General features: G+C 68.8%; 23 protein-coding genes. 10 read left to right on the top strand and 13 right to left on the bottom strand.

All coding sequences use genetic code 11. From position 1 onward, the window contains the following. Nucleotides 1–11: 11 nt before the first annotated feature. Genes Q0O97_RS08655 through Q0O97_RS08665 form a run of 3 tightly spaced genes read left to right on the top strand, consistent with a single transcriptional unit; the run spans nucleotide 12 to nucleotide 2,855 of the window. Complete coding sequence (locus Q0O97_RS08655) at nucleotides 12–1,106, top strand: ABC transporter permease (RefSeq protein WP_294927449.1); 1,095 nt, start codon at nucleotides 12–14, stop codon at nucleotides 1,104–1,106. Then, entirely contained in the window at nucleotides 1,106–2,071 is a 966-nt protein-coding gene (locus Q0O97_RS08660; RefSeq protein WP_294927451.1) for an ABC transporter permease, read from the top strand. The genes Q0O97_RS08655 and Q0O97_RS08660 overlap by 1 nt, the downstream gene beginning before the upstream one ends. Further along, nucleotides 2,055–2,855: a purine-nucleoside phosphorylase gene (locus tag Q0O97_RS08665; protein ID WP_294927454.1), complete on the top strand. Its 801-nt coding sequence runs from the start codon at nucleotides 2,055–2,057 to the stop codon at nucleotides 2,853–2,855. Before Q0O97_RS08660 ends, Q0O97_RS08665 begins: the two co-directional genes overlap by 17 nt. Here Q0O97_RS08665 and Q0O97_RS08670 read toward each other — a convergent pair. Next, on the bottom strand, nucleotides 2,849–3,433 hold the full coding sequence (locus Q0O97_RS08670) for a L,D-transpeptidase (RefSeq protein WP_294927457.1): 585 nt from the start codon (nucleotides 3,431–3,433) through the stop codon (nucleotides 2,849–2,851). The two genes, Q0O97_RS08665 and Q0O97_RS08670, sit on opposite strands and share 7 nt — an antisense overlap. A 468-nt stretch (nucleotides 3,434–3,901) precedes the next feature. Between Q0O97_RS08670 and Q0O97_RS08675 the strand changes: the two genes are divergently transcribed. Together Q0O97_RS08675 and Q0O97_RS08680 are read left to right on the top strand one after the other, a co-directional pair. Then, nucleotides 3,902–6,355 carry a heavy metal translocating P-type ATPase gene (locus tag Q0O97_RS08675; protein WP_294927460.1) on the top strand — a complete coding sequence of 818 codons (2,454 nt, stop codon included), beginning with the start codon at nucleotides 3,902–3,904 and terminating at the stop codon, nucleotides 6,353–6,355. Nucleotides 6,356–6,365: 10 nt separating this feature from the next. After that, nucleotides 6,366–7,013 (top strand): GDSL-type esterase/lipase family protein, encoded by a 648-nt coding sequence (locus tag Q0O97_RS08680; RefSeq protein WP_294927462.1) that lies wholly within the window; start codon nucleotides 6,366–6,368, stop codon nucleotides 7,011–7,013. A 440-nt stretch (nucleotides 7,014–7,453) separates the two neighbouring features. Here Q0O97_RS08680 and rpmB read toward each other — a convergent pair whose 3' ends face one another. Then, on the bottom strand, nucleotides 7,454–7,729 hold the full coding sequence (rpmB, locus tag Q0O97_RS08685) for a 50S ribosomal protein L28 (protein ID WP_294927466.1): 276 nt from the start codon (nucleotides 7,727–7,729) through the stop codon (nucleotides 7,454–7,456). A 120-nt stretch (nucleotides 7,730–7,849) separates the two neighbouring features. Further along, on the bottom strand, nucleotides 7,850–8,842 hold the full coding sequence (gene meaB / locus Q0O97_RS08690) for a methylmalonyl Co-A mutase-associated GTPase MeaB (RefSeq protein WP_294927469.1): 993 nt from the start codon (nucleotides 8,840–8,842) through the stop codon (nucleotides 7,850–7,852). A gap of 136 nt (nucleotides 8,843–8,978) precedes the next feature. On the opposite strand from meaB, the gene Q0O97_RS08695 reads away from it, so the two are divergent. From Q0O97_RS08695 to Q0O97_RS08705, 3 genes are all read left to right on the top strand, one after another. Then, entirely contained in the window at nucleotides 8,979–9,335 is a 357-nt protein-coding gene (locus tag Q0O97_RS08695) for a SoxS protein (RefSeq protein WP_294927471.1), read from the top strand. Nucleotides 9,336–9,432: 97 nt separating this feature from the next. Next, nucleotides 9,433–10,725 carry a serine--tRNA ligase gene (gene serS, locus Q0O97_RS08700; protein WP_294927474.1) on the top strand — a complete coding sequence of 431 codons (1,293 nt, stop codon included), beginning with the start codon at nucleotides 9,433–9,435 and terminating at the stop codon, nucleotides 10,723–10,725. 180 nt (nucleotides 10,726–10,905) lie between these two features. Then, nucleotides 10,906–11,718 carry a hypothetical protein gene (locus Q0O97_RS08705; RefSeq protein ID WP_294927477.1) on the top strand — a complete coding sequence of 271 codons (813 nt, stop codon included), beginning with the start codon at nucleotides 10,906–10,908 and terminating at the stop codon, nucleotides 11,716–11,718. Here the strand turns inward: Q0O97_RS08705 and der are convergent. The 6 genes from der to Q0O97_RS08735 form a co-directional block, all read right to left on the bottom strand. After that, nucleotides 11,715–13,181 (bottom strand): ribosome biogenesis GTPase Der, encoded by a 1,467-nt coding sequence (der, locus tag Q0O97_RS08710; RefSeq protein ID WP_294927479.1) that lies wholly within the window; start codon nucleotides 13,179–13,181, stop codon nucleotides 11,715–11,717. The genes Q0O97_RS08705 and der overlap by 4 nt on opposite strands. Then, nucleotides 13,178–14,503 carry a PQQ-like beta-propeller repeat protein gene (locus Q0O97_RS08715; protein WP_294927482.1) on the bottom strand — a complete coding sequence of 442 codons (1,326 nt, stop codon included), beginning with the start codon at nucleotides 14,501–14,503 and terminating at the stop codon, nucleotides 13,178–13,180. The genes der and Q0O97_RS08715 overlap by 4 nt, the downstream gene beginning before the upstream one ends. A 38-nt stretch (nucleotides 14,504–14,541) precedes the next feature. After that, the gene (locus Q0O97_RS08720; RefSeq protein WP_294927486.1) at nucleotides 14,542–15,237 is read right to left on the bottom strand and encodes a tetratricopeptide repeat protein; all 696 of its coding nucleotides are present in this window, start codon (nucleotides 15,235–15,237) and stop codon (nucleotides 14,542–14,544) included. Nucleotides 15,238–15,479: 242 nt separating this feature from the next. Then, nucleotides 15,480–16,079: a superoxide dismutase gene (locus Q0O97_RS08725; RefSeq protein WP_294927489.1), complete on the bottom strand. Its 600-nt coding sequence runs from the start codon at nucleotides 16,077–16,079 to the stop codon at nucleotides 15,480–15,482. A gap of 120 nt (nucleotides 16,080–16,199) precedes the next feature. Further along, the gene (locus Q0O97_RS08730) at nucleotides 16,200–16,682 is read right to left on the bottom strand and encodes a hypothetical protein (RefSeq protein ID WP_294927492.1); all 483 of its coding nucleotides are present in this window, start codon (nucleotides 16,680–16,682) and stop codon (nucleotides 16,200–16,202) included. 237 nt (nucleotides 16,683–16,919) lie between these two features. Continuing rightward, entirely contained in the window at nucleotides 16,920–17,198 is a 279-nt protein-coding gene (locus Q0O97_RS08735; RefSeq protein ID WP_294927494.1) for a hypothetical protein, read from the bottom strand. A 296-nt stretch (nucleotides 17,199–17,494) separates the two neighbouring features. On the opposite strand from Q0O97_RS08735, the gene ccmI reads away from it, so the two are divergent. Together ccmI and ruvX are read left to right on the top strand one after the other, a co-directional pair. Then, entirely contained in the window at nucleotides 17,495–18,724 is a 1,230-nt protein-coding gene (ccmI, locus tag Q0O97_RS08740) for a c-type cytochrome biogenesis protein CcmI (RefSeq protein WP_294927497.1), read from the top strand. Further along, nucleotides 18,721–19,188 carry a Holliday junction resolvase RuvX gene (ruvX, locus tag Q0O97_RS08745; RefSeq protein WP_294927500.1) on the top strand — a complete coding sequence of 156 codons (468 nt, stop codon included), beginning with the start codon at nucleotides 18,721–18,723 and terminating at the stop codon, nucleotides 19,186–19,188. Before ccmI ends, ruvX begins: the two co-directional genes overlap by 4 nt. A 148-nt stretch (nucleotides 19,189–19,336) precedes the next feature. On the opposite strand, the gene Q0O97_RS08750 is transcribed toward ruvX, so the two are convergent. From Q0O97_RS08750 to Q0O97_RS08765, 4 genes are all read right to left on the bottom strand, one after another. Continuing rightward, nucleotides 19,337–19,684, bottom strand: coding sequence for a chaperone modulator CbpM (locus Q0O97_RS08750; RefSeq protein ID WP_294927503.1), 348 nt, complete (start codon nucleotides 19,682–19,684; stop codon nucleotides 19,337–19,339). Further along, nucleotides 19,684–20,598 carry a DnaJ C-terminal domain-containing protein gene (locus tag Q0O97_RS08755; RefSeq protein WP_294927506.1) on the bottom strand — a complete coding sequence of 305 codons (915 nt, stop codon included), beginning with the start codon at nucleotides 20,596–20,598 and terminating at the stop codon, nucleotides 19,684–19,686. The genes Q0O97_RS08750 and Q0O97_RS08755 overlap by 1 nt, the downstream gene beginning before the upstream one ends. Before the next feature lie 64 nt (nucleotides 20,599–20,662). Continuing rightward, on the bottom strand, nucleotides 20,663–21,211 hold the full coding sequence (mog, locus tag Q0O97_RS08760; RefSeq protein WP_294927509.1) for a molybdopterin adenylyltransferase: 549 nt from the start codon (nucleotides 21,209–21,211) through the stop codon (nucleotides 20,663–20,665). Nucleotides 21,212–21,351: 140 nt separating this feature from the next. Next, on the bottom strand, nucleotides 21,352–21,837 hold the full coding sequence (locus tag Q0O97_RS08765) for a GNAT family N-acetyltransferase (RefSeq protein ID WP_294927512.1): 486 nt from the start codon (nucleotides 21,835–21,837) through the stop codon (nucleotides 21,352–21,354). Nucleotides 21,838–22,032: the final 195 nt, after the last annotated feature.

Raw genomic sequence — 22,032 nt, forward strand, 5'->3', positions numbered from 1 at the left:
AAGGCCCGCTGATGGAACCCCTGCCGCGTTGGGCGGACATGGTGCTGACCCCGCTGATCTCGGTCCTCCTGGCCTTCGCCATCTCGGCGCTGGTCATCCTTGCCATCGGGGAAAACCCGTGGGAGGCGCTGAAGGTCATGGTCGCCGGCGCGCTCGGGTCCAGCTACGGCTGGGGGTTCACGCTGTATTACGCGACGAATTTCGTCTTTACCGGGCTGGCGGTCTCGGTCGCCTATCACGCCGGGCTGTTCAATATCGGGGGCGAGGGACAGGCGGTCCTGGGCGGGCTTGGCGTGGCGCTGGCCTGCCTGTTCATCCCCTGGCCGCACTGGTCGCTGGCGCTGATCGGGGCGGGGGCGGCGGGGGCGCTCTTCGGGGCGGCATGGGCGCTGATCCCCGCCATCCTGCAAGCGCGGCGCGGCAGCCATATCGTCATCACCACGATCATGTTCAACTTCATCGCCGCCGCCCTGCTGAACCACATGCTGGTCAACGTCCTGCGCCCCACCGGCAGCATGGACCCCGCCACCCGCGCCTTTCCGCCCGCCACCCACCTGCCCACGCTGTCGCAGATGGCGGCGGGCCTTGGCCTCGACTGGGGGCGGCACACGCCCGCCAATGTCTCGCTTTTCGTCGCGGTTCTTGCCTGCGTGCTGGTCTGGCTGCTGATCTGGCGCACCCGGCTTGGCTATGAGATCCGCGCCTTCGGCAAATCCGAACCGGCGGCACTTTACGCGGGCATCTCGCCCACGCGGATCACGGTGCTGGCGATGCTGATCTCGGGCGGGCTGGCCGGGCTGATGGCGGTCAACAACGTCATGGGCGAGGCCGAACGGCTGGTCCTGAACGCGGTCGAGGGCGCGGGCTTCATCGGCATCGCCGTCGCGCTGATGGGGCGCAACCATCCGCTTGGGGTGGCGCTGGCGGCGCTGCTGTTCGGCTTTCTCTATCAGGGCGGCGGGACGCTGGCGCTGTTCACCCAGATCCCGCGGGAACTGATCACCGTCATCCAGGCGCTGGTCATCCTGTTCACGGGCGCGCTGGACAACATGGTCCGCATGCCCCTGGCGCGCCTGTTCGCCCTGCACCGCAAACGGGGGGCGTGATGGATTTCGGCACCGTCCTTCAGATCATGGACAGCGCGCTGCGGCTGATGACGCCCCTGCTGCTGGCCTGCCTTGCCGGGCTGTGGTCCGAACGCGCCGGGGTCTTCGACATCGGGCTGGAGGGCAAGATGCTGATGGCCGCCTTCACCGCCGCCTCGGTCGCCGCCGTCACCGGCAACGCCTGGCTGGGGCTGGCGGCGGGCATCGCCGGATCGCTGGCGATGTCGGTGGTCCACGGGGTCGCCTCGATCACCTTCCGGGGCAACCAGTTGATTTCGGGGGTGGCGATCAACTTCCTTGCCTCGGGGCTGACGGTGCTTCTGGGCCAGCGCATCTTCCAGCTTGGCGGGCGCACGCCCTCGCTGACCGGCGAGGCGCGGTTCCACGCGATCCACCTGCCCTTTGCGCAGGAATTGCGCGGCGTGCCGGTCGTCGGCCCGGTCTATGCGGAACTGGTCTCGGGGCACACGATCCTTGTCTATGTCGCCGTGCTTTGCGTGCCGCTGACATGGTGGGTGCTTTACCGCACGCGCTTCGGCCTGCGGCTGCGGGCGGTGGGGGAAAACCCGGCCTCGGTCGATACCGCCGGGGTCTCGGTCCAGCGGCTGCGCTACGCCGCCGTGATGATCTGCGGCGTGCTGTGCGGGCTGGCGGGCACCTACCTGGCCACCGCGCTTTCCGCCGGTTTCGTGCGCGAAATGACGGCGGGGCGCGGCTATATCGCCCTTGCCGCGCTGATCTTTGCCAAGTGGCGGCCCTGGCATGCGCTGCTTGCCACCTTCCTTTTCGGGCTGATGGAGGCCGTCGCCAACCGCTTTCCCAGCATCGAGATCGGGCCGCTGACCGTGCCGTCCATGTTCGTCAACGCCCTGCCCTATATCCTGACCGTCATCATCCTGGCCGGTTTCGTCGGCCGCGCCACCCCGCCCCGCGCCGGAGGAGAACCCTATGTCAAAGAGCGATGAACTCGCCGCCCTGATCCGCGACCGCGCGGGCGAGGCAGCCCCCGAATACGGGCTGGTGCTGGGTTCCGGCCTGTCCCATCTGGCCGGGCAGGTCGAGGGCGTCGCAATCCCCTACGACGAATTGCCGGGCTTTCCCCATGCGGGTGTCTCGGGCCATGTGCCGCAATTGGTGATCGGCCAGCTTGAAGGGGTGCGGATCGCGGTTTTCGGCGGGCGGGCGCATTACTACGAAAGCGGGCGGCCCGATGCGATGCGCCTGCCGCTGGAGGTGCTGGCCACGCTTGGCTGCAAGCGCCTGATCCTGACCAATGCCGCCGGGTCGCTGCGCGAGGACCTGCCGCCCGGCACGCTGATGATGCTGGGCGACCACATCGCCCTTGGCGGCCCCAACCCGCTGATCGGCGAACCGTCCGAGGCCCGCTTCGTCCCCATGACCGACGCCCACGACCCCGGCCTGCGCACGGGTCTGCGCCGCGCCGCAAGGGCCGAGGGCATCCCCCTGGGCGAAGGCGTCTATTTCTGGTTCTCGGGTCCGTCCTTCGAGACCCCCGCCGAAATCCGCGCCGCGCGGATCATGGGGGCGGATGCGGTCGGCATGTCCACCGTGCCGGAAATCATCCTTGCCCGCTTCCTGGGCCTGCGCTGCGCCGCGATCTCGGTCATCACCAACATGGGCGCGGGGATGGCGGACGAGGCGATCAGCCACGAACACACCAAGGCGACCGCGCCCATCGGCGCGGCCAAGCTGGAACGGCTGCTGCGCCGTTTCCTGCGAGATCAGTAGACGTAGACGGGCGTGCCGACGGGAACCTTTTCGTAAAGGTCCATCACCGCCTCGTTGCGCATGCGGATGCAGCCGTTCGAGACCGCGCGCCCGATCGAGTTCGGCTCGGTCGTGCCGTGGATGCGGATCGCTGTGTCGTTGCCGCGAGAGTCATACATATACAGCGCGCGCGCCCCAAGCGGGTTGCCCGGACCGCCCGGCATGCCGTTGGCATAGCGTTCGTATTGCGCGGGGTTGCGCTTGATCATGTCGGGCGTGGGGGTCCAGCTTGGCCATTCGGCCTTGCGTCCGATCACGGCGCGGCCACGCCAGACCAGTTCGGCGGTGCCCACGGCCACCCCGTAGCGGATCGCGCGGCCCGGCGCGATGACATGATAGAGAAAGTAATCCTTGCTGACCACGACGATGCTGCCGACCTCGAAATCGTTTCGGATCGCCACCTCGACCGGCGCATAGGGATCGCGCGCGGGTTGCTGCTGCGCGGCCTGCGGGGCAGCGGGCAAGCCCTGCTGCGCGAAAACCAGCGCCGGCGCCGCGATCAGCGGCACGGAAAACGCAAGCATTTGACGACGGTTCATAGACTGTCCTGCCTCATATTGTCTTTTCCTTCAGCTAACCGCATCTTGCACGCATTTCAACTCAAAGCGCCGTTATGGGGCGCGTCAGGGCATTGAAAAGCCACGCCGACGGCATTAGCTGGGAATCGAACGAGGCCAAGGCAATGACGGTTTCACGACGAAATTGTGATCTGGGGCGCAGCGCAGGCTGCTGCAACAGTGCGATCCGCGCGCGCGACATCCGCCGCGCCCTGCCCGCGCATCGCTGCCGTGGGTGCGGCGGCGCGGGATGCCGCTGCCATGTCGCGGCGCGCCTGCGCCTTGCGCGTCCGCTGATCGCCTCGCCGGGGGACCAGCCCTCGCCCGCGCTGCACCTGTCGCAGGTCTTTGCCGTCAGGCAGGTGCCGCGACCCCGGCCCTGCCGTCCGCAAGGCCCGCCCCCATCCTTTTCCGCATCGCCCCGAACGCAATACGGAAAAGGAACCTTCCATGTCGGAATCCAATCATAACCCCAACCCGCCGGTGGTCGATCTGACCGTCACCGGCATGAGCTGCGCCTCCTGCGTGGGCCGCGTCGAAAAGGCGCTGGCCGCCGTGCCGGGCCTGCGCGAAAGCAGCGTCAACCTGGCGACGGGCCGCGCAAGGCTGGTGCTGGACGACCCGCAGGCCCTGCCGCTGGCGACGCAAGCCCTGTCGCGCGCGGGCTACCCCGCCGAGCCGGTCGAAACCCGGCTGCAAGTCGAGGGCATGAGCTGCGCCTCTTGCGTGGGCCGGGTCGAGAAGGCACTGGCCGCCGCCCCCGGCGTGACGCAGGCGCTCGTCAACCTCGCCACCGGCATCGCGACCGTCCGCCACGATCCGGGCGCCACCCCGCAGGAACTGGCCGACCGGGTCAGCAGGACGGGCTACGCCGCGCAGGTGATCGCCGAGGACACGCCCGCCGCCCATGCAGGCCACGACCACGGGCAGGACGCGCGGCAGTTGCGCCGGTCGTTCCTGATCGCGCTGGTGCTGACCCTGCCCGTCTTCGTCACCGAGATGGGCGGCCATGCCTTCCCGCCCTTTCATCACTGGCTGCACGCCACCTTCGGCATGCAGCCGATCTGGATCATGCAATTCGTGCTGACGGCACTGGTGCTGGCATGGCCGGGGCGGATCTTCTTCCGCGCAGGCTTTCCCGCCCTGCTGCGCGGCGCGCCCGAGATGAACAGCCTCGTGGCGCTTGGCTCTTCGGCGGCGTTTCTCTATTCCACCGTCGCGACCTTCGCGCCGGGGCTGCTGCCCGCCGACGCCGTGCATGTCTATTTCGAGGCCGCCGCCGTCATCGTCACCCTGATCCTGCTGGGCCGCTGGCTGGAAGCCCGCGCCAAGGGCGAGGCGGGCGAGGCGATCCGCCGCCTGATCGAACTGGCCCCCGACAGCGCCACCGTCCTGCGCGACGGTCAGGCCGTGGACCTGCCGGTGTCGCAGATCCGCCCCGGCGATCTGGTCCGCCTGCGTCCGGGCGAACGTGTCGCCGTGGACGGCATCGTAACCGAAGGCGCCGGGCGGATCGACGAATCCATGCTGACGGGCGAACCCGTCCCGGTCCAGAAGGCCGTAGGCGATGCCGTCACAGGCGGCACGGTCAACGGCACCGCCGCTCTGACCTTCCGCGTCACCGCGACCGGCGGCGACACCGCGCTGGCCCGCATCATCCGCATGGTCGAGGATGCGCAGACCGCCAAGCTGCCCGTGCAGGCGATGGTGGACCGCATCACCGCCGTCTTCGTGCCGGTGGTGATCGCGCTGGCGCTGCTGACCTTCGTGCTGTGGATGATCTTCGGCCCGGCGCCCGCGCTCAGCCATGCGCTGGTGGCGGCGATCTCGGTCCTGATCATCGCCTGCCCCTGCGCGATGGGGCTGGCGGTGCCGGTCTCGATCATGGTTGGGACCGGGCGCGGCGCGCAGCTTGGCGTGCTGTTCCGGCGGGGCGAGGCCCTGCAACGCCTGTCGGATGCGCGCATCGTCGCCTTCGACAAGACCGGCACCCTGACCGAAGGCCACCCCGCCCTGACCGCCTTCGAGGTGCGAGGCTTCGACCCGGACGAGGCGCTGCGCCTTGCCGCATCCGCCGAAACCATGTCCGAGCATCCGCTGGCCGCCGCCATCGTCCAGGCCGCCCGTGACCGGGGGCTGGCGCTGGAACCGGCAAGCCAGGCCGAAAGCGCGACCGGCAAGGGGCTGGCGGCGCAGGTCGCAGGCCACGCCATCCTGATCGGCAATGCCGCCGTGCTGGAACAGGGCAACATCGCCCCCGACCCCGCCCTGATCGCCCGCGCGGGGGACGAGGCCGCCAAGGGTGCAACCCCGGTCCATCTGGCCATCGACGGCCAGCATGTCGCGCTGATGGCGCTGGCCGATCCGATCCGCCCCGAATCGATCCGGACCGTGCGCGAGTTGCATGACCTGGGCCTGCGCAGCGCGATGATTTCAGGCGATACGCAGGCCACCGCCGATGCCGTCGGCAGGCAGATCGGGATCGACCTGATCAAGGGCGGCGTGCTGCCCGAGGGCAAGCTGGAACAGATCCGGGGCTTCGGCGCGGGTTCGGTCTTTGTCGGCGACGGCATCAACGACGCACCCGCGCTGGCCGCCGCCGAAACCGGCATCGCGGTGGGCACCGGCACCGATGTCGCCATCGAATCGGCCGAGGTGGTGCTGGCGGGGGGCGACCCCTCGGGCGTGGTGCGCGCGATCCGGCTCAGCCGCGCGGTGATGCGCAACATCCGGCAGAACCTGTTCTGGGCCTTCGGCTACAATGCCGCGCTGATCCCGGTGGCGATGGGTGTGCTGGTCCCCTTCGGCGGGCCGCAGCTTTCGCCCATGCTGGCGGCGGGGGCGATGGCGCTGTCCTCGGTCTTCGTCGTGACGAACGCGCTGCGGCTGCGGCGGGTGTCGTGATGGGGGTGGCGTGAACCGGCGCGCCTTCCTGCTGGCCGGCGGCGCGCTCGCCGGCCTGTCGGCGCTGCGGGGACAGGCGGAAACCCCGCCCCGCATCGTCGTCTTCGGCGACAGCCTGGCCGAGGGCTACGGCCTGCCCCCCCATCAGGGGCTGGTGCCGCAGTTGCAAGGCTGGCTGGACGAACGCGGCGTCCCCGCGCGGCTGGTCAATGCCGGGCTGTCGGGCGATTCGAGTTTTGGCGGGCGGGTGCGCATCCGTTGGGCGCTGCGCGGCGGCGCGGATGGCGTGGTGATCGAGTTGGGCGGCAACGACTTCCTTGCCGGGTTCGGGCTGCGCGACACCGAAAGGAACCTCGATTCCATCATCGTGCAGGCCAAGCGGGGCGGGCGGCCCGTGCTGCTGGTCGGCGTGGTGCCGCCCGCGCAATACATGGCCCACGACCCGGCGGATGTCGCCCGCATGTGGCAGCGCCTGGCCGAGCGGCACGGGGTGCTGCTGCATCCCGACCTGTTCGCCCCGCTGTGGCGCGCGCCGCAATCGCAATGGGGCAGCTTCCTTCAGGACGACGGCATCCACCTGTCGGCCAGCGGCGTATCGCTGGCGGTCGGGGATCTTGGCCCCATGCTGGCCCGACTGGCCGCGCAAGCCGCGGATTAGCGCATCCGGCAAGGCATCCCTGACAGTCGAGGGGGCTAACCCAAAGGCTGACGCGGCAGACCGCACAAGTCACGGATCAGCAACGCGCAAGCTATCCGCTGGAAGGAATCGGCGCCCTACGGGCAGCCAGTTGCATGGATGCCGGGGCGGCGCGCAAGGTATCGCGGGCATCGGGGTGTGGTCTGATGCCGAGGCGGCCCGCCGCGCGGGTCGCGGATCCAGGGTTGTTCCGGCAGGAAGCCCGCTGGATCATGGGGTGGATTGCCGGGAGATTGCGGCCCCTTGACCGACGTGGAACTGACCGACGTGGAACCGGCACCCGCCCTTGCGGAACATGTCCGCCCTGTGGATTCCATCACGGAGGCGGACATGGCAAAGCCCCGCCATCAAGACGGGGCATTCGACCGATGCGGCAACCCCCGCGCGGTGCGGGGCAAGGCTTATGCCTTGGCCAGCTCGCGCTTGATCTTCAGGGCGCGGTCGGACAGCTCGGCGTCCTTGGCCTTGGCCAGATAGGCGTCCAGCCCGCCACGGTGATCGACCGAGCGCAGCGCAGCCGCCGAGATACGCAGCGAGAAGCTGCGGCCCAGCTTGTCGGAAGCCAGCGAAACCTCGTTCAGGTTCGGCAGGAAGCGACGGCGGGTCTTGTTGTTGGCGTGGCTTACGTTGTTCCCGCTCATCGGGCCTTTGCCGGTCAGTTCGCAGACGCGCGACATGATTCGTGTTCCTTCATTTCGATTCTGCACGGGCGGCGGCCCGCAATATTCAAAGGGCGCCCAGCCAGAGGCAGCGCCCGGAAATCCGTCAGCGGGACATACGCAAACCACCCCGGCGCGTCAAGCCTTTTCCGGCCCGCTTGCCGCCCCATGTTCGCGCAGCCAGTCCAGAAAGGACAGCGCGGCCTGTTCGGGCGCGGCCTGCCCGGCGGCGACCTGCCCGCCCACCCGCTCCATGCGGCGGCGCACCTCGGGCCGGTCGAGGCTGGCCAGCAGGCCCGCGCGCAACTCCGCCTCGAACCAGTGGCGGGCCTGACGGGCGCGATGGGTGGCGAAATGCCCGTTCTCGCGCCGCCAATCGGCCAGGTAGCGGATGTTTTCCCACGCCTTTTCAAGCCCATCGCCCGTCACGGCGGAGACGGGCAGCGCCTTGGGGAAACCCTCGGGGTCGCCCGCGCGCTTGCGCAGCAGGCGCAGGGCACCCGCGTAATCGGCAACGGTGCGCCGCGCGGTCGTCAGCAGTTCCCCGTCGGCCTTGTTGATCAGGATCAGATCGGCGATCTCCATGATGCCGCGCTTGACGCCCTGCAATTCGTCCCCGCCCGCGGGGGCCAGCAGCAGCACGAAGATGTCGGTCATCTCGGCCACCAGCGTTTCGGACTGCCCGACGCCGACGGTCTCGACCAGGATGACGTCGAAGCCCGCCGCATCGCACAGGCGGATGGATTCGCGCGTCCGCCGCGCCACGCCGCCCAGTTGCGTCTGCGAGGGCGAGGGCCGGATGAAGGCCAGCGGATCGCGGCTGAGCGTCTCCATCCGCGTCTTGTCGCCAAGGATCGAGCCGCCCGAACGGGTCGAGCTTGGATCCACCGCCAGCACCGCGACCCGCAGCCCCTGCCCGGTCAGCATCTTGCCGAACGCCTCGATGAAGGTCGATTTGCCGACGCCGGGCGTTCCCGACAGCCCGATTCGCAGCGCCTTGCCCGCAGGCAGCGCGGACAGCAGCGCAATGGCGCGCTGGCGGTGATCGGCGCGGCTGCTTTCGACCAGCGTGATCGCACGCGACAGGGCACGGCGGTTCCCGGCCAGCAAAGGTTCCAGCAGATCGTTCATGGTTTTCCGCAAACCCCGCACAAGACAGCTTTGCCCCATGTGGATATTGCCCGGCCCGGCGGAAGTAAACCGGCCCGATGCCGGGCTTGCCGTCTTGCCCCGGCTTTCCTAAACCGGCAGCCGAGGGAGGTCCCTGATGATCCGCCGCCGCTTTCTTGCCGTCCTGCTTGCCGCCCTGCCGGGTGTGGCCCCGGCCACCACCCCCCTGCGCCTGCTGATGATCGAGCGGCAGGGCTGCCCCCATTGCCGGTCCTGGCTGCGCGAGATCGGGCCGGGCTACGCCGAATCGCCGCAGGGCCGCCGCGCGCCGCTGGTCCGCATCGACCTTGACGGCCCCTTTCCCGACGGGTTGGCGCTGGCCCGGCACCCGTGGCTGACCCCCACCTTCATCCTTGTCGATGGTGGGCGCGAAATCGCGCGGATCGAGGGCTATCCGGGCGCGCGCCACTTCTATCCCCTGCTGGACCGCATGATGCTGGATGCGGAAAACTAGCGCCGTTCATGCATTGTAAAGGTCCGGGCGCTATCTTCCCACCATGACGGGCTTGGGGTAAGCCATCCCCGACCCGCCATGAAGGAAAGGCATCGCCATGCTCGACATCCGCGCCATTCGCGAAAACCCCGCCGCCTTCGACGCGGCGCTGGCCCGTCGCGGCCTTGACGCCATGTCGCCCGCCCTCCTGTCGCTGGACGGCGAACGCCGCGCCACCATCGCGCGGGCCGAAACGTTGCAGGCCGAACAGAACAAGGCCAGCAAGGAGGCGGGCGCCGCCAAGGGCCGGGGGGATGAAGATGAATTCAACCGCCTGCGCGCGCTGGTTTCCGCCCAGAAGGACGAAGCCGCCAGCCTTCAGGCACAGGCCGCCGAGTTGGACGTCCAGCTTCGCGACCTGCTGATGGCGCTGCCCAACCTGCCGCTCGACAGCGTCCCCGACGGCAAGGACGAAGGCGACAACGTCGAGATCCGCCGCTGGGGCGATCCGCGCAGCCTTGATTTCCAGCCGGTCGAGCATTTCCAGATCGCGGGCGTCAAGCCGGGCATGGATTTCGAGACGGCGGCGAAGCTGTCGGGCGCGCGCTTCGTGCTGCTGCGCGGCGGCGTCGCCCGCATCCACCGCGCACTTGCGCAATTCATGCTGGACCTGCATGTGAACGAACACGGGCTGACCGAGACATGGGCGCCCGTCCTCGTCCTGTCCGAGATGATGGCCGGCACCGGCCAGCTTCCGAAATTCGGCGAGGACAGCTATCAGACCCGTGAAGGCTGGTGGCTGATCCCGACATCCGAGGTAACGCTGACCAATACCGTCCACGGCGACCTGGTCGATCACGCCAGCCTGCCCCGACGCATGGTCGCGCATAGCCAGTGCTTCCGCTCCGAGGCGGGCAGCGCGGGCCGCGACACCACCGGCATGCTGCGCCAGCACCAGTTCGAGAAGGTCGAGATGGTCTCGATCACCGATGCCGAAAGCGGGCTGGACGAACACGCCCGGATGACCCGCTGCGCCGAGACCGTGCTGGAACGGCTGGGTCTGCCCTATCGCACGATCGTGCTTTGCACCGGCGACATGGGCTTCGGCGCGCGCATCACCCACGACCTCGAAGTCTGGTTGCCCGGACAGGACAGGTATCGCGAGATTTCCAGCGTCAGCTATTGCGGCGATTTCCAGGCACGCCGCATGAACGCGCGCTATCGCCCCGAAGGGGGCGGCAAGCCGGAATTCGTCCACACGCTGAACGGCTCGGGGCTGGCCGTGGGGCGGACGCTGATCGCGGTGCTGGAAAACGGCCAGCAGGCCGATGGCTCGGTCCTGCTGCCCGAGGCGCTGCATCCCTATCTGGGCGGCAAGACGCGGCTTGACGCCAGCGGCGACCTGGCCTGAGCAGCGAATCCGCAAGGGCGGATCGCGAAAGCCTTGCCGCAGCGCAAAGCCCCCAAGGACGGGGACCTGCCCCCTCGACATCCGACCGGGCCGTCGAGGGGGTCCCGCACATCCGCTCATTTTCCCGAGATCGCGCGTCCCGCAGGGAAACCGCAGGGGTCGGCCCGGCGTTTCCACCCCATGCGTAAACTGGCCCAAGCAGCAGTCTGGACCAGCGTGGCGCTGTTCATCCTCAGCGGGCTGAACTTTGCCACGCGGTCGCAGCCACAGCACCCGACAGGGACCGCGCCCGCCCCGATTCGTCCCGAATCCGGCGCCGTGCCCGAATTGGCGGGCATGCTGCTGGTCCAGCCTCCGGCCGACCTGCCGGGCGGGCTGGCGGCGCAACTGCTGGCGCCGCAGGGACCTGTCCAATGGCTGTTCCTGCTGCTGGTCTGGATCGCGGCGGCAGCCTATTCGCTGCGCCTGTCCGGCTGGATCGCAAGGCCGCAGGGGCATCGCGGCACCTTGCGCCCACGTTCCCACGAGCCGCCCTTTCACGAACCGACGGCGCTTTCCATCGGCCTGCTGATGGGCGCGATCTGGCCCTGGGTCATCTGGCGCCACCCGCCGACCGGCATGGCGCTGGCCCTGATCGGCTTCGTCGCCGTCATGTCGCCCCTGCTGAGGCGCGGCGGCAAGGGGGTCAGCGTCTCGCTTGGCGTGCTGGCGGGCTGGATCACCGTCGTCACCTGCGCCGCCTTCGCGACCTTTCTGGACCTGAACCTGGGCACGCCGCAGACGCTGTCGGCGCTGATCGCGCTGCTGTTCTGCGCGCTGGCGGCGCTGGCCGCGCAGCTTCGCATCGGCGCGCCCTTCGCCTATTCGGCGACCATGATCCTGGGGCTGCTGGGAATCGCCGCGGCGACGATGGGCGTCAACCCGATGATCGCAATGGCGACGACCATCGCGCTAAGCGTCGTCGCAGCCACGCTGATCCGGGTCGCGACCTAGCTGCCCTTGGGCTTTTGCCGCTGCTTGTGCTTGGACAGCGCGCCGGACTGGCTGATCTTGTCCGCCTTGTGACGGTAAGGGTTCTTGACGCCCTGATCGCGGAAATTCAGCCGGATCGGCGTGCCGGGCATGTCGAAATCCTGCCGCAGCCCGTTCACCAGATAGCGCGCATAGGCGTCGGGCAGCTTGTCGGTATGGGTCGCCATGACCACGAAGGCAGGCGGGCGGGTCTTGATCTGCGTCATGTAGCGCAGCCGGATGCGGCGCCCGCCGGGCGCGGGCGGCGGGTGCGCCTCGGTCATGGCACCCAGCCATTGGTTCAGCTTGGCGGTGGTGATGCGGCGGTTCCAGACCTCATGCGCCTTGAGGATCGCGTTGTGCAGCCGGTCCAGCCCCTTGCCGGTGCGGGCGCTGACCGTGACCAGCGGCGCGCCGCGCAACTGCGGCAGCAGGCGCTCGAACGCCTCGCGCAACTCCTTCAGCTTTTCGGGCTTGTCGTCCTCAAGATCCCATTTGTTGGCGGCGACGACGACCGCGCGCCCCTCGGTTTCCGCGAAATCGGCGATGCGCAGGTCCTGCTGTTCAAAGGGGATACCCACGTCCAGCAGCACCACGACAACCTCGGCGAAGCGCACGGCGCGCAGCCCGTCGGCCACGGACAGCTTTTCGACCTTTTCGACCACGCGGGCCTTCTTGCGCATCCCTGCCGTGTCGAAGATCCGCATCGGCGTGCCCATGAATTCCGTCGTGACCGAGATCGAGTCGCGGGTGATTCCCGCCTCGGGTCCCGTCAGCAGGCGATCCTCGCCCAGGATCTTGTTGATAAGCGTGGATTTCCCGGCATTCGGACGGCCGATGACGGCCAGTTGCAAGGGCTTTTGCGCCGAGGGCCGCCAGTCCTCGGCCCCATCCGCATCGGTCACGTCCACATCGGTGGCGGGGACCTGCTGGACGTTTTCGGCCTCGAACCGCTCGGCCAGCGGGACCAGCGCGCGATAGAGGTCGTCCATCCCCTCGCCATGTTCGGCGGAAATGCGCAGCGGCTCGCCCAGGCCAAGCGCATAGCCTTCCAGCGCGCCGGATTCGCCCGCCTTGCCCTCGGCCTTGTTGGCGGCAAGGATGACGTGGCGTGCGCGGCGGCGCAGAATGTCGGCGAAATATTCGTCGGCGGCGGTCACGCCCGCCCGCGCGTCGATGACGAAAAGGCAGACGTCGGCCTCTTCGACGGCGCGTTCGGTCAGGCGGCGCATGCGGCCTTGCAGGCTGTCGTCCTCGACCATTTCCAGCCCCGCCGAATCGACGACGATAAAGCGCAGATCGCCCAGCCGTCCCTGCCCTTCGCGCAGGTCGCGGGTCACGCCGGGCTGGTCATCGACCAGCGCAAGGCGCTTGCCCACGAGACGGTTGAACAGGGTCGATTTCCCGACATTCGGGCGGCCGACGATGGCGAGGGTAAAGCTCATCTGTAAGCAATCAGTTGCGCGTCGCGGGTGACGACGTAAAGCGTCTGGCCCGCGACGACGGGGGTGGTGGCCGCGCCACCGGGAATCTCGGCCTGCCCGATCAGTGCGCCCGAGCCGGGGTCGAAGACCCGCAGCCTGCCGTCGGTCGAAGCAAGGTAAAGCCTGCCCCCCGCCAGCACCGGCCCGAAATGGGCATGAACGCGGTCCTGCTTGCGGGCACGGCGGGTCTCGACATATTCGGGCAGATCGACGCCCCAGATGCCGGCGCCGGTTGCGGCATCCAGCCGCACCAGTTGCGCCTGGTCGTTGACCAGGAAAATCGAGTTGCCCGCAGGCGTCACCGGATTGGCCGCGCCGTTGCGGGCGTTCCACGCCAGCGCGCCGGTTTGCAGATCGAAGGCCGCCGTCCGCCCCGAGGTGGTGCCCGCGATCACGCGGTTGCCCATGATCACCGGATCGCCGCCGATGTCGCGGATCAGCCCGATGGCGCGGCCCGTGCGCGAGCCGCCGACCTGCCCCGACCAAAGCTGTTCGCCGCTGTCGCGGTCCACCGCCAGAAGCTGGCCCGAGGCATAGGGGAAGATCACCGTGTTGCCCGACACCGCGGGCGAGGAATGCCCCATCACCCCGGCGACGGCGAGCGTTCCGCCGACCTGCCATTGCACCCGCCCGTCGGATGCGCGAATCGCCCAGCCGGTCGCGTTGCGCGCCATGACATAGACCATCCCCCGGTCCACCGTGGGCGAGCCGGAAATCACCGCATCCACCCGCTGCCGCCAGATCACGCCGCCGCTGCGGGCATCCAGCGCGACCAGTTCGCCATAGCCGGTGGTGACGTAGACGCGGCCCCCGTCATAGGCGATGCCGCCGCCCGAGACGCTTTCGCCGACTTCGCCCGCCGGAACCAGGTTCGAGGTCCAGGCCGTCTGACCCGAGGGCGTCGTCGCCGTGACCCGCGCCCGGCTGTCCTTGGTATAGATCAGCCCGCCGCCCACGATCGGGTCGGCGGTGATGCGATGGCGGCGCCCGGCGGGCTGGCCGATACCCACGGACCAGATCGGCGTCAGGCCCTGCCCGATGGCGGCATGGCCGGGGTTGTGGGTCGGCCCGCCGCCAAGCTGGGGCCATTCGGCATTGGCGCGCATGGCGGGCAGGGACAGCGCGACCGTGGCCGCGCCGGGCTGGCCCTGCACGGCGGGACCATCGGGCGACAACACGGCGCGGGGGTCCAGCCGCTCACCGGGCAGGATCTCGTCGCGGTCGCCGCAACCCGTCAGGGCGACGGTCCCCGCCAGAAGGGCGATCAGGGGCAATCTGGTCATCACTGTCTCCTCTTCGCGGGCCTTTGGTCCGGGCCGCGTCAGTCGGCGGTGGGTGCGGCATCGGCAGCCGCGACCGCGTCATCCTGTTCGGGATCGACGCCGAGGACGATCATCAACTCGTCCAGCCGCCGGCGCAAGCCTTGGGAAAGCCCGTCCTTCTGCCGGATCTGGCGGATCAGGGTGACGGCATCGTCGTCGCGTCCGGCCTCGACAAGGGCAAGGGCCTTCTGCTCAAGCGCCAGCAGTTCAAAGGGGGTGCCGGGTTGGGAAAGTTCGCTCAGCAGGGTGTCGCGGTCGGCGGCGCCAAGCGCGGGACCGGCGGCGATCACCGCCTTCAGCTTGGCAAGGTCGCGCAGCACGGGATCGTCGCCGCCGATCCGGCTGGCCAGTTCGCGCAGGGCCTGCGCCGCCTGCGGGCCTTGTCCATCGGCCTCGAGCGCGGCGGCGGCCAGCAGCGTGGCGACCGCGTGGCGGCCTTCGTCGCTCTCTTGCGCCAGTTCGTGCAGCGCCGCGGCGGGATCGTCCGACTGTTCGGCGGCCAGCACCGCATCGCCGAAATCCTGCGCCCGGCCGCGTTCCTGGACGCGGGAATATTCATGCCATGCCGCGCCGCCGACCAGCGCCAGCACCAGCAGCACCACGATCCAGCCAAAGCGCCGCAGCAGCCCGAAAAGCCGGTCCCGGCGCAGATCTGCCGCAACCTCGTCGATAAAGCTGTCGTTCTGATTGGACATGAGTTCCCCGCGCTTCCTTCAGCGCCCTTCTATACGCGACCGGGTTCCTTTGCCAATGCCGCGCAACGCCCGCGAAAAGCAGAAGTGAACGATTTTCCGCGCGCCCCGCCCGGCGGGTTCCGGCCAGCCGTTGCCCGAGGGGTCGAAACCGGGGGCCTGCGTGGCCCCGGCCTTGTCGCGGCAATGACGAAAAAGCCCGCCGGTGAAGGGCGGGCTTTCTTGTCGATTCGCGGCGCGGGGGTTCACAGGCGCGAGGCCACGTTTTCCCAGTTCACCAGCTTGTCGAGGAAGTTCTCGATATATTTCGGACGCGCGTTGCGGAAGTCGATGTAATAGCTGTGTTCCCACACGTCGATGCCCAGAAGCGCCGTCTGGCCGTGGCAAAGCGGGTTCACGCCGTTTTCGGTCTTGGTCACTTCCAGCCCGCCGTCGGCATTCTTGACCAGCCATGCCCAGCCGGAACCGAACTGGCCCACGCCGGCCTCGGTGAACTTCTTCTTGAAATCGTCGACCGAGCCGAAGCTGTCCTTGATCGCGCTTTCCAGTTCGGACGGGATCACGCCGGGGTTCGGGGCCATCATTTCCCAGAACTGGCTATGGTTCCAGTGCTGGCTGGCATTGTTGAAGATGCCGTTCTGCGCCACGGCGCCCTGCTGGTAGGTGCCCTTGACGATATCCTCAAGCGACTTGCCCTCCCACTCGGTCCCGGCGACCAGCTCGTTGAGCTTGTCGACATAGGCTTTGTGGTGCTTGTCGTGGTGATATTCCAGCGTCTCGCGCGACATGCCGCCTTCGGCAAGCGCGTCATGGGCATAAGGAAGATCGGGAAGCGTAAAGGCCATTTTCGGGTCCCCTTTCAATAAGTTCGCCAGCGCATGTCTGGCACAGCTCCGCCGCGGGCGAAAGCCCCCGCGTCGCCCTTTCAACCCGGACCGGGGTTCAAGGTTCCAAATCCCGCCGCCCTATTCGCGCGGATTGCCGCAAAAGCCGCGCCCGGCGATGGTGTTGTCATAGTCCTGCGCCTGCACCGTCATGCGGGCCGACGAATCGCGCTTGTCCAGCGTCAGGCGGAAATCCAGCCGCTCGGCCCATTGGCCCGAACGGTTGCGCACCCCGGCCAGCGCCCAGCCATAGGTGCGCAGGCGGCGGTCGTCGGCGGTCACATAGGCCTGGATCGGGCGACCGACATATTGCTGCAGGATGGGGTCGAAAACCTCGATCCGGCCATTGGCCTGCCGCGTCACGATGACGATCTCGGGGACCCAGCCGGTATAGCCGCCGGGGTGGTCCGGGTCGGGCACCTCGTCCAGGCCGCAGATCATCACGACCGGCTCGGCCGGCGGCGCCTGCTGGGCCGACAACGGCGCGGCGGGCAGGGCCAACGCCAGGACGGGCGCCAGAAGGGCGGCGATGGCGGAAAGGCGGCGGCGTCCGGTGCCCGGCATGATGTCCCCCGATGGTTGCGCGGATCTGGCCGCCCATCCATAGCCGCCCCGCCGCCCGCGGGATAGGGGCCGCGCGCGCGAGCGGCGATTTTGCCCCAAGGCGCCCCTGCCGTTCACGCGGACAAGGCCGCACGCCCCGGCAAGGGGACGGCGGCCTTGCGGCAGTTCCGGGATGCGCGCAGGGCGTGGCCGGGATAACCGGCCCGCCCATCCGCCAGGCGGTCGCGCACCGTCCGGTCAGTTGGCCGGTGCAGGCTCGACCGGGGCGGGGTCCGCAAGAGGATCGGCTGCCGGATCGGTCGCGGGATCGACGACGCCATCGGCGCCGGGAACCGGATCGGCGGGCAGGGCCGGATCGCCCTCGGGCGCCATCGGCGCATCGGCTGCCGGGGTTTCGACAGTGGTCGCATCATCCCCGCCGCTGCCGGACATGAAGAACCAGGCCAGCGCGATCACGACGACGACAACGACGCCGATGATGATCCCGGTGTTCGACTTTTCTTGCGGTTCGGCCATTTCGAAAGCTCCTTGATCTGATGGCGTTCACGAAGAAATCGCAGAGCATCGTAAAATGTTCCACCAGAAAGGAATTTCCCCGAAATACGCGCAAGATCCCGCGCATCGGGCCGCCCCGCATCGTCGGGGTTTCGCCGATCGGGCCGGATTGGCGGGACCGGCGGCGATGCGCACCCCCGCCGCGGCGCTTTCGCAAAGGCCAGCGGCCCCCGGCGGGCGGCGGATGTGTCGCAGCCGCGCCCCCTTCTGGAACGGCGCGAATGGCGCTATCAAAGGCCACCAGCACAGGAGGACGCATGTTCTGGATCATCTGCGCCGCCCTTTCGGCCATCGCCGTCGTCGCGGTTTTCCTGCCCTTCCTTCGGCAGCGGACCCAGCCCGCGCAGCCGACGGCCGCCTATGACCTGCGCGTCTACCGCGACCAGCTACGCGAGGTCGGGCGCGACCAGGAACGCGGCGTGATCGAGCCTGCCGATGCCGAACGCCTGAAGATCGAGATCGGCCGCAAGGTGCTGGAGGCCGACCGGGCGCTGCAAAAAGCCGTGCGCGCGGGCAACGGACCGGGGCTGGCGCTGCCCGCCGTCGCGCTGGCCGCGGTCACGGCGGGCGCCTTCATGCTTTACGACCGCATCGGCGCGCCGCAACTGCCCGACGCCCCCATCGCCGCCCGGATCGCCGAGGCCGAGGCACGCTATGCCGCCCGTCCCTCGCAGGCCGAGGCCGAGACGCAGGCGGAACGCCCTGCCCTGCCCGAAGCGGATCCCGAATATCTCGCCCTGATCGAGCGGCTGCGCACCGCCGTCGCGGACCGCCCGACCGACGCGCAGGGCTTGCGCCTGCTGGTCGAACACGAATCGCGCCTTGGCAATGCGCAGGCTGCACAGGACGCGCAGCGCCGCCTGATCGCGGTTCTAGGCAATACCGCCACCGCCGCCGAACATGCCCGCCTTGCCGCGCTGATGATCGAAAGCGCGGGCGGCATCATCACCGCGCAGGCCGAATCGGAAATCGCCGCCGCCTTGCAGATGGATGCCACCGACGGGCATGCGCGCTACATGCTGGGGCTGCTCAACATCCAGAACGGGCGGCCCGACCGGGCGTTCACCGTCTGGGCCTCGCTTCTGGCCGAGGGGCCTGCCGATGCGCCCTGGATCGCCCCCATCGCCGAGGTCATCGAGGAATTGGCCTGGCTTGCGGGCGAGCCGGGCTATCAGGCCCCCACCCCCGGCGCACCCGCCGCCGCGCTGCCCGGACCCGACGCCGCGGCCATCGCCGCCGCCGAGGGCATGAGCGACGAAGACCGCTCGCAGATGATCGCGGGCATGGTCGACAACCTCATGGCCCGGCTGGCCGCGCAGGGCGGTTCGCCCGAGGAATGGGCGCAGCTCATCGGTGCGCTGAACGTGCTGGACCGGGGCGATCAGGCCCGCGCCATCTGGCAGGAAGCCCGCCACCATTTCGCGGACGATCCCGCCGCGCTTGCGCTGGTGGACGCTGCCGCGACCGGCGCGGGGCTGGCCGAATGATCTGCGAAACGCCCGAGGAATTCGTCACCGCCCTGCCCCGCGCAGGCGCCATCGCCGGGCTGGACCTTGGCACCAAAACGATCGGCGTCGCGGTCAGCGACGGGCTGCGGCAGGTGGCCTCGCCCCTGACCGTGATCCGGCGCACCAAGTTCACCGCCGACGCCGGGGCGCTGCTGGAACTGGCCACCGGGCGCGCGCTTGTCGGGCTGGTCCTTGGCCTGCCCCGCAACATGGACGGCAGCGAAGGGCCGCGCGCCCAGTCCACCCGCGCCTTTGCCCGCAACCTGTCGCGGCTGACCGACCTGCCCATCACCTTCTGGGACGAGCGCCTGTCCACCGTCGCGGCCGAGCGCGCGCTGCTGGAAAACGACACCTCGCGCAAGCGCCGCGCCGAGGTCGTGGACCAGGTCGCGGCGGGCTATATCCTGCAAGGGCTGCTGGACCGGCTGCGCTACCTGGGCTGACGGCGCGCGGCAGGCATGTTCTTCATCATCCAAATACCCAAAAAACGTCAATCGCACGCGCGGGGTTGCAGGGATGAACCAGGGGCCGGGCGAAAACATCCGCCGCGCGCTTCGGGCAAATGGGTCGTGGCCTTTCCGGCAACCGGCCTCAGCGGCGCAGGATCACCCGGACCTCGTGGATGGTGTGGCTGAGGCGCGCGCGCGTCTCGGGCGGTTCCTGCGCGACGGCATCCAGGAGCGCGCGCATGTCGCCGTGCAGCCCGTGCAATTGATCCAGCAGCGACATGACCAGCGCCATCGCCTCGTCGTTCAGGTGATAACCCTCGGCAAGATCGACGATCAGGCTGAGCCGCGCGATGTCGATTTCCCGAAACAGCGGGCCGTCCTGCGACTGGACGGGCTGGACGACGCCCGCGCGGATATAGCGGTCCAACTGCTCGGGCGTCAGGTCCGAGACGGTCTCAAGCGTTTCGCGAACCGAAAAGCGGCGCTCCATCACGTCCTCCTGTGCGGGTCATAGGCGTGGCTTTCGCGCCACTCGCGGAAGAAACGGGCCAGATCCTCGTCGATCTGGGGCGGCATCACGATGCGCAGCACCACATGCTGGTCGCCGCGCCTTGCTCCGGGTCCCTTGATGCCCCGGCCCTTCAGGCGCAGCTTGCGGCCCGAACTGGCGCCCTGGGGAATGGTCACCATGACGGGACCGTCGATGGTGGGCACCTCGACCTTGCCGCCAAGCACGGCCTCGTCGATGGTGATGGGCAGGGTGATTTCCACGTCGTCGCCATCGCGACGCCATTCGGGGTCCTCGGCCACGGTCAGCGTCAGAAGCGCGTCGCCCGGCCCGCCCTCGCCCATGCCGGGGCCGCCCTTGCCGCGAAGGCGGATGGTCTGCCCGTCGCGGGCGCCCTCGGGGATCTTGACCTCGAGCGTGTTGCCGTCGGGCATGGTGATCCGGGTCGAGCCGCCGCGCGCCGCCGTCATGAAGTCGATCTCCAGCGTGAACCGCTGGTCGGGGCCGCGCATGTCGAAGCTGTGCGCCCCCCTGCGCGACTGTGCCCGCTGGCCGAAGAGGTCCGAGAACACGTCCGAGAAATCGTCGAACCCGCCCTGCTGGCGATAGGGATTGTCGCCCGCCTGCGCATAGTCGCGGTAATAATGACGCTGCTGCGGGCGTTCCTGCCCCGAGGCATCAACCTCGCCCCGGTCGTAGCGGGCGCGCTGTTCGGGGTCCTTGAGCAGGTCGTAGGCGGCGGATGCCGCCTTGAAGCGTTCAGCCGCCGCAGGATCGGGGTTCAGGTCGGGGTGGTCGGTCTTGGCGATCTTGCGATAGGCTTTCTTGATATCCGCCTGGCTTGCGGATTTCGTCAGCCCCAGCGCCTTGTAAGGATCGTTCGGATCACTGGCCATGCCGTCCCTTTCGTCTCATCGTCAAAACGCCCCCACCGCGCGCGGGGTTTCACCAACAGCCGCCTTACTGCTTCGGGCGGAACGCCTTGATCCGCGCGGGATCGGTTTCGATGAAGCCCGCCCCGATCAGGTCCAGGCAGTAGGGCACGGCTGCGAAAACCGCGTCAAGGCAGGTCGCGATGGCCGAGGGCTTGCCGGGGATCGTGATCATCAGCGTCCTGCCGCGAATTCCCGCCGTCTGGCGCGACAGGATCGCGGTCGGCACCTCGGCCAGGCTGGCGCGGCGCATTTCCTCGCCAAAGCCGGGCAGTTCCTTTTCGATGACATCGGCCATGCCCTCGGGCGTCTCGTCACGCGGCGCGGGGCCGGTGCCGCCGGTGATCAGCACCAGGTCGGCGCGTTTCGTGCCCAGCGTGCCATCGGCGAATTCGCGCAACGCGGCGGCGACATGGTCGCGCCCGTCGGGGATGATGCGCCGGGTGATCGTGATGGGCGAGGTGATGGTGGCGCGCAGCCATTCCTCGGCCCCCGGCCCGCCCTTGTCCTGATATTCGCCGCTATGGGCGCGGTCCGAGACGGTCAGGATGGCGATATGGGCGGTCTTGTCGGTCATCGAGGGATTCCTTTCCGCCCCAATATCGGCATTTCGCGCGGGATTGGAAGGACCGGGGCCAATTCTGCCGGGCAGAGGCCGCTTGCATCGCCGGGCCGTGGGTATTTGGATGATGAAGAAAGGCGGGCGGATCGCCCCGGCTACCAGCGCAGTTCCAGCACTTCGCCGGGCAGGCCGTCGAAATCCCCGAGTTCCTTCGACACGAAGCCGTTGTTGGTCAGGATCTTGCGTGACGGGATATTTGCCGGGTCGATGATGGCGAAAAGGCTGCGCAGCGTCGGGTGCTGCCGGGCCTTGGCGATCAGGGTGGCGGCGATGCGGCTGGCGATGCCGTGGCCCCAGTATCGGGGCAGCAGGATATAGCCCAGTTCGGCCCGGTCCGCCCGTGTCGCCTCGAGCTTGGCAAGGCCGATGAAATCACCGGTTGCGGCGTCGAGGACGCGGAACTGGCCCAGGTCCGGGTGAATGGCATTGCCGGCCAGCAGCTTGTCGAAGTCACGCCGCGCCTCATCCGCCGGGATGGCGCGTTCGGTGATCATGGCCATGACCTGCGCATCGCCGACCATGCGCAGGTAGTCGTCGAAATGCTGCGGGCCGAATTTCTCGAAGGTGAGTTTCGGATTCATTGCGCAAAGACGCCCATGTTGCCGGTTCGGGCCGGGGACCCCGCCGGCGTTTCCCGGCGGGACCTCGCCATTCCGGCGCTTGCCTATTTCACCCGCGCGTTGCGGTTTGCGATCAGCTTCAGCCGCAGCGCATTGAGGTGGATGAAGCCCGCCGCGTCCTTCTGGTCGTAGGCGCCCGCGTCCTCTTCAAAGGTG

The organism is uncultured Paracoccus sp. (genome assembly GCF_945915435.1).
Classification (GTDB): Bacteria; Pseudomonadota; Alphaproteobacteria; order Rhodobacterales; family Rhodobacteraceae; genus Paracoccus.

Coding starts and splice junctions, on each gene's coding strand:
- Q0O97_RS08655 (WP_294927449.1), top strand. CDS start 12: ATGGAACCCCTGCCGCGTTGGGCGGACATGGTGCTGACCCCGCTGATC.
- Q0O97_RS08660 (WP_294927451.1), top strand. CDS start 1,106: ATGGATTTCGGCACCGTCCTTCAGATCATGGACAGCGCGCTGCGGCTG.
- Q0O97_RS08665 (WP_294927454.1), top strand. CDS start 2,055: ATGTCAAAGAGCGATGAACTCGCCGCCCTGATCCGCGACCGCGCGGGC.
- Q0O97_RS08670 (WP_294927457.1), bottom strand. CDS start 3,433: ATGAACCGTCGTCAAATGCTTGCGTTTTCCGTGCCGCTGATCGCGGCG.
- Q0O97_RS08675 (WP_294927460.1), top strand. CDS start 3,902: ATGTCGGAATCCAATCATAACCCCAACCCGCCGGTGGTCGATCTGACC.
- rpmB (WP_294927466.1), bottom strand. CDS start 7,729: ATGTCGCGCGTCTGCGAACTGACCGGCAAAGGCCCGATGAGCGGGAAC.
- meaB (WP_294927469.1), bottom strand. CDS start 8,842: ATGAACGATCTGCTGGAACCTTTGCTGGCCGGGAACCGCCGTGCCCTG.
- Q0O97_RS08695 (WP_294927471.1), top strand. CDS start 8,979: ATGATCCGCCGCCGCTTTCTTGCCGTCCTGCTTGCCGCCCTGCCGGGT.
- serS (WP_294927474.1), top strand. CDS start 9,433: ATGCTCGACATCCGCGCCATTCGCGAAAACCCCGCCGCCTTCGACGCG.
- Q0O97_RS08705 (WP_294927477.1), top strand. CDS start 10,906: ATGCGTAAACTGGCCCAAGCAGCAGTCTGGACCAGCGTGGCGCTGTTC.
- der (WP_294927479.1), bottom strand. CDS start 13,181: ATGAGCTTTACCCTCGCCATCGTCGGCCGCCCGAATGTCGGGAAATCG.
- Q0O97_RS08715 (WP_294927482.1), bottom strand. CDS start 14,503: ATGACCAGATTGCCCCTGATCGCCCTTCTGGCGGGGACCGTCGCCCTG.
- Q0O97_RS08720 (WP_294927486.1), bottom strand. CDS start 15,237: ATGTCCAATCAGAACGACAGCTTTATCGACGAGGTTGCGGCAGATCTG.
- Q0O97_RS08725 (WP_294927489.1), bottom strand. CDS start 16,079: ATGGCCTTTACGCTTCCCGATCTTCCTTATGCCCATGACGCGCTTGCC.
- Q0O97_RS08730 (WP_294927492.1), bottom strand. CDS start 16,682: ATGCCGGGCACCGGACGCCGCCGCCTTTCCGCCATCGCCGCCCTTCTG.
- Q0O97_RS08735 (WP_294927494.1), bottom strand. CDS start 17,198: ATGGCCGAACCGCAAGAAAAGTCGAACACCGGGATCATCATCGGCGTC.
- ccmI (WP_294927497.1), top strand. CDS start 17,495: ATGTTCTGGATCATCTGCGCCGCCCTTTCGGCCATCGCCGTCGTCGCG.
- ruvX (WP_294927500.1), top strand. CDS start 18,721: ATGATCTGCGAAACGCCCGAGGAATTCGTCACCGCCCTGCCCCGCGCA.
- Q0O97_RS08750 (WP_294927503.1), bottom strand. CDS start 19,684: ATGGAGCGCCGCTTTTCGGTTCGCGAAACGCTTGAGACCGTCTCGGAC.
- Q0O97_RS08755 (WP_294927506.1), bottom strand. CDS start 20,598: ATGGCCAGTGATCCGAACGATCCTTACAAGGCGCTGGGGCTGACGAAA.
- mog (WP_294927509.1), bottom strand. CDS start 21,211: ATGACCGACAAGACCGCCCATATCGCCATCCTGACCGTCTCGGACCGC.
- Q0O97_RS08765 (WP_294927512.1), bottom strand. CDS start 21,837: ATGAATCCGAAACTCACCTTCGAGAAATTCGGCCCGCAGCATTTCGAC.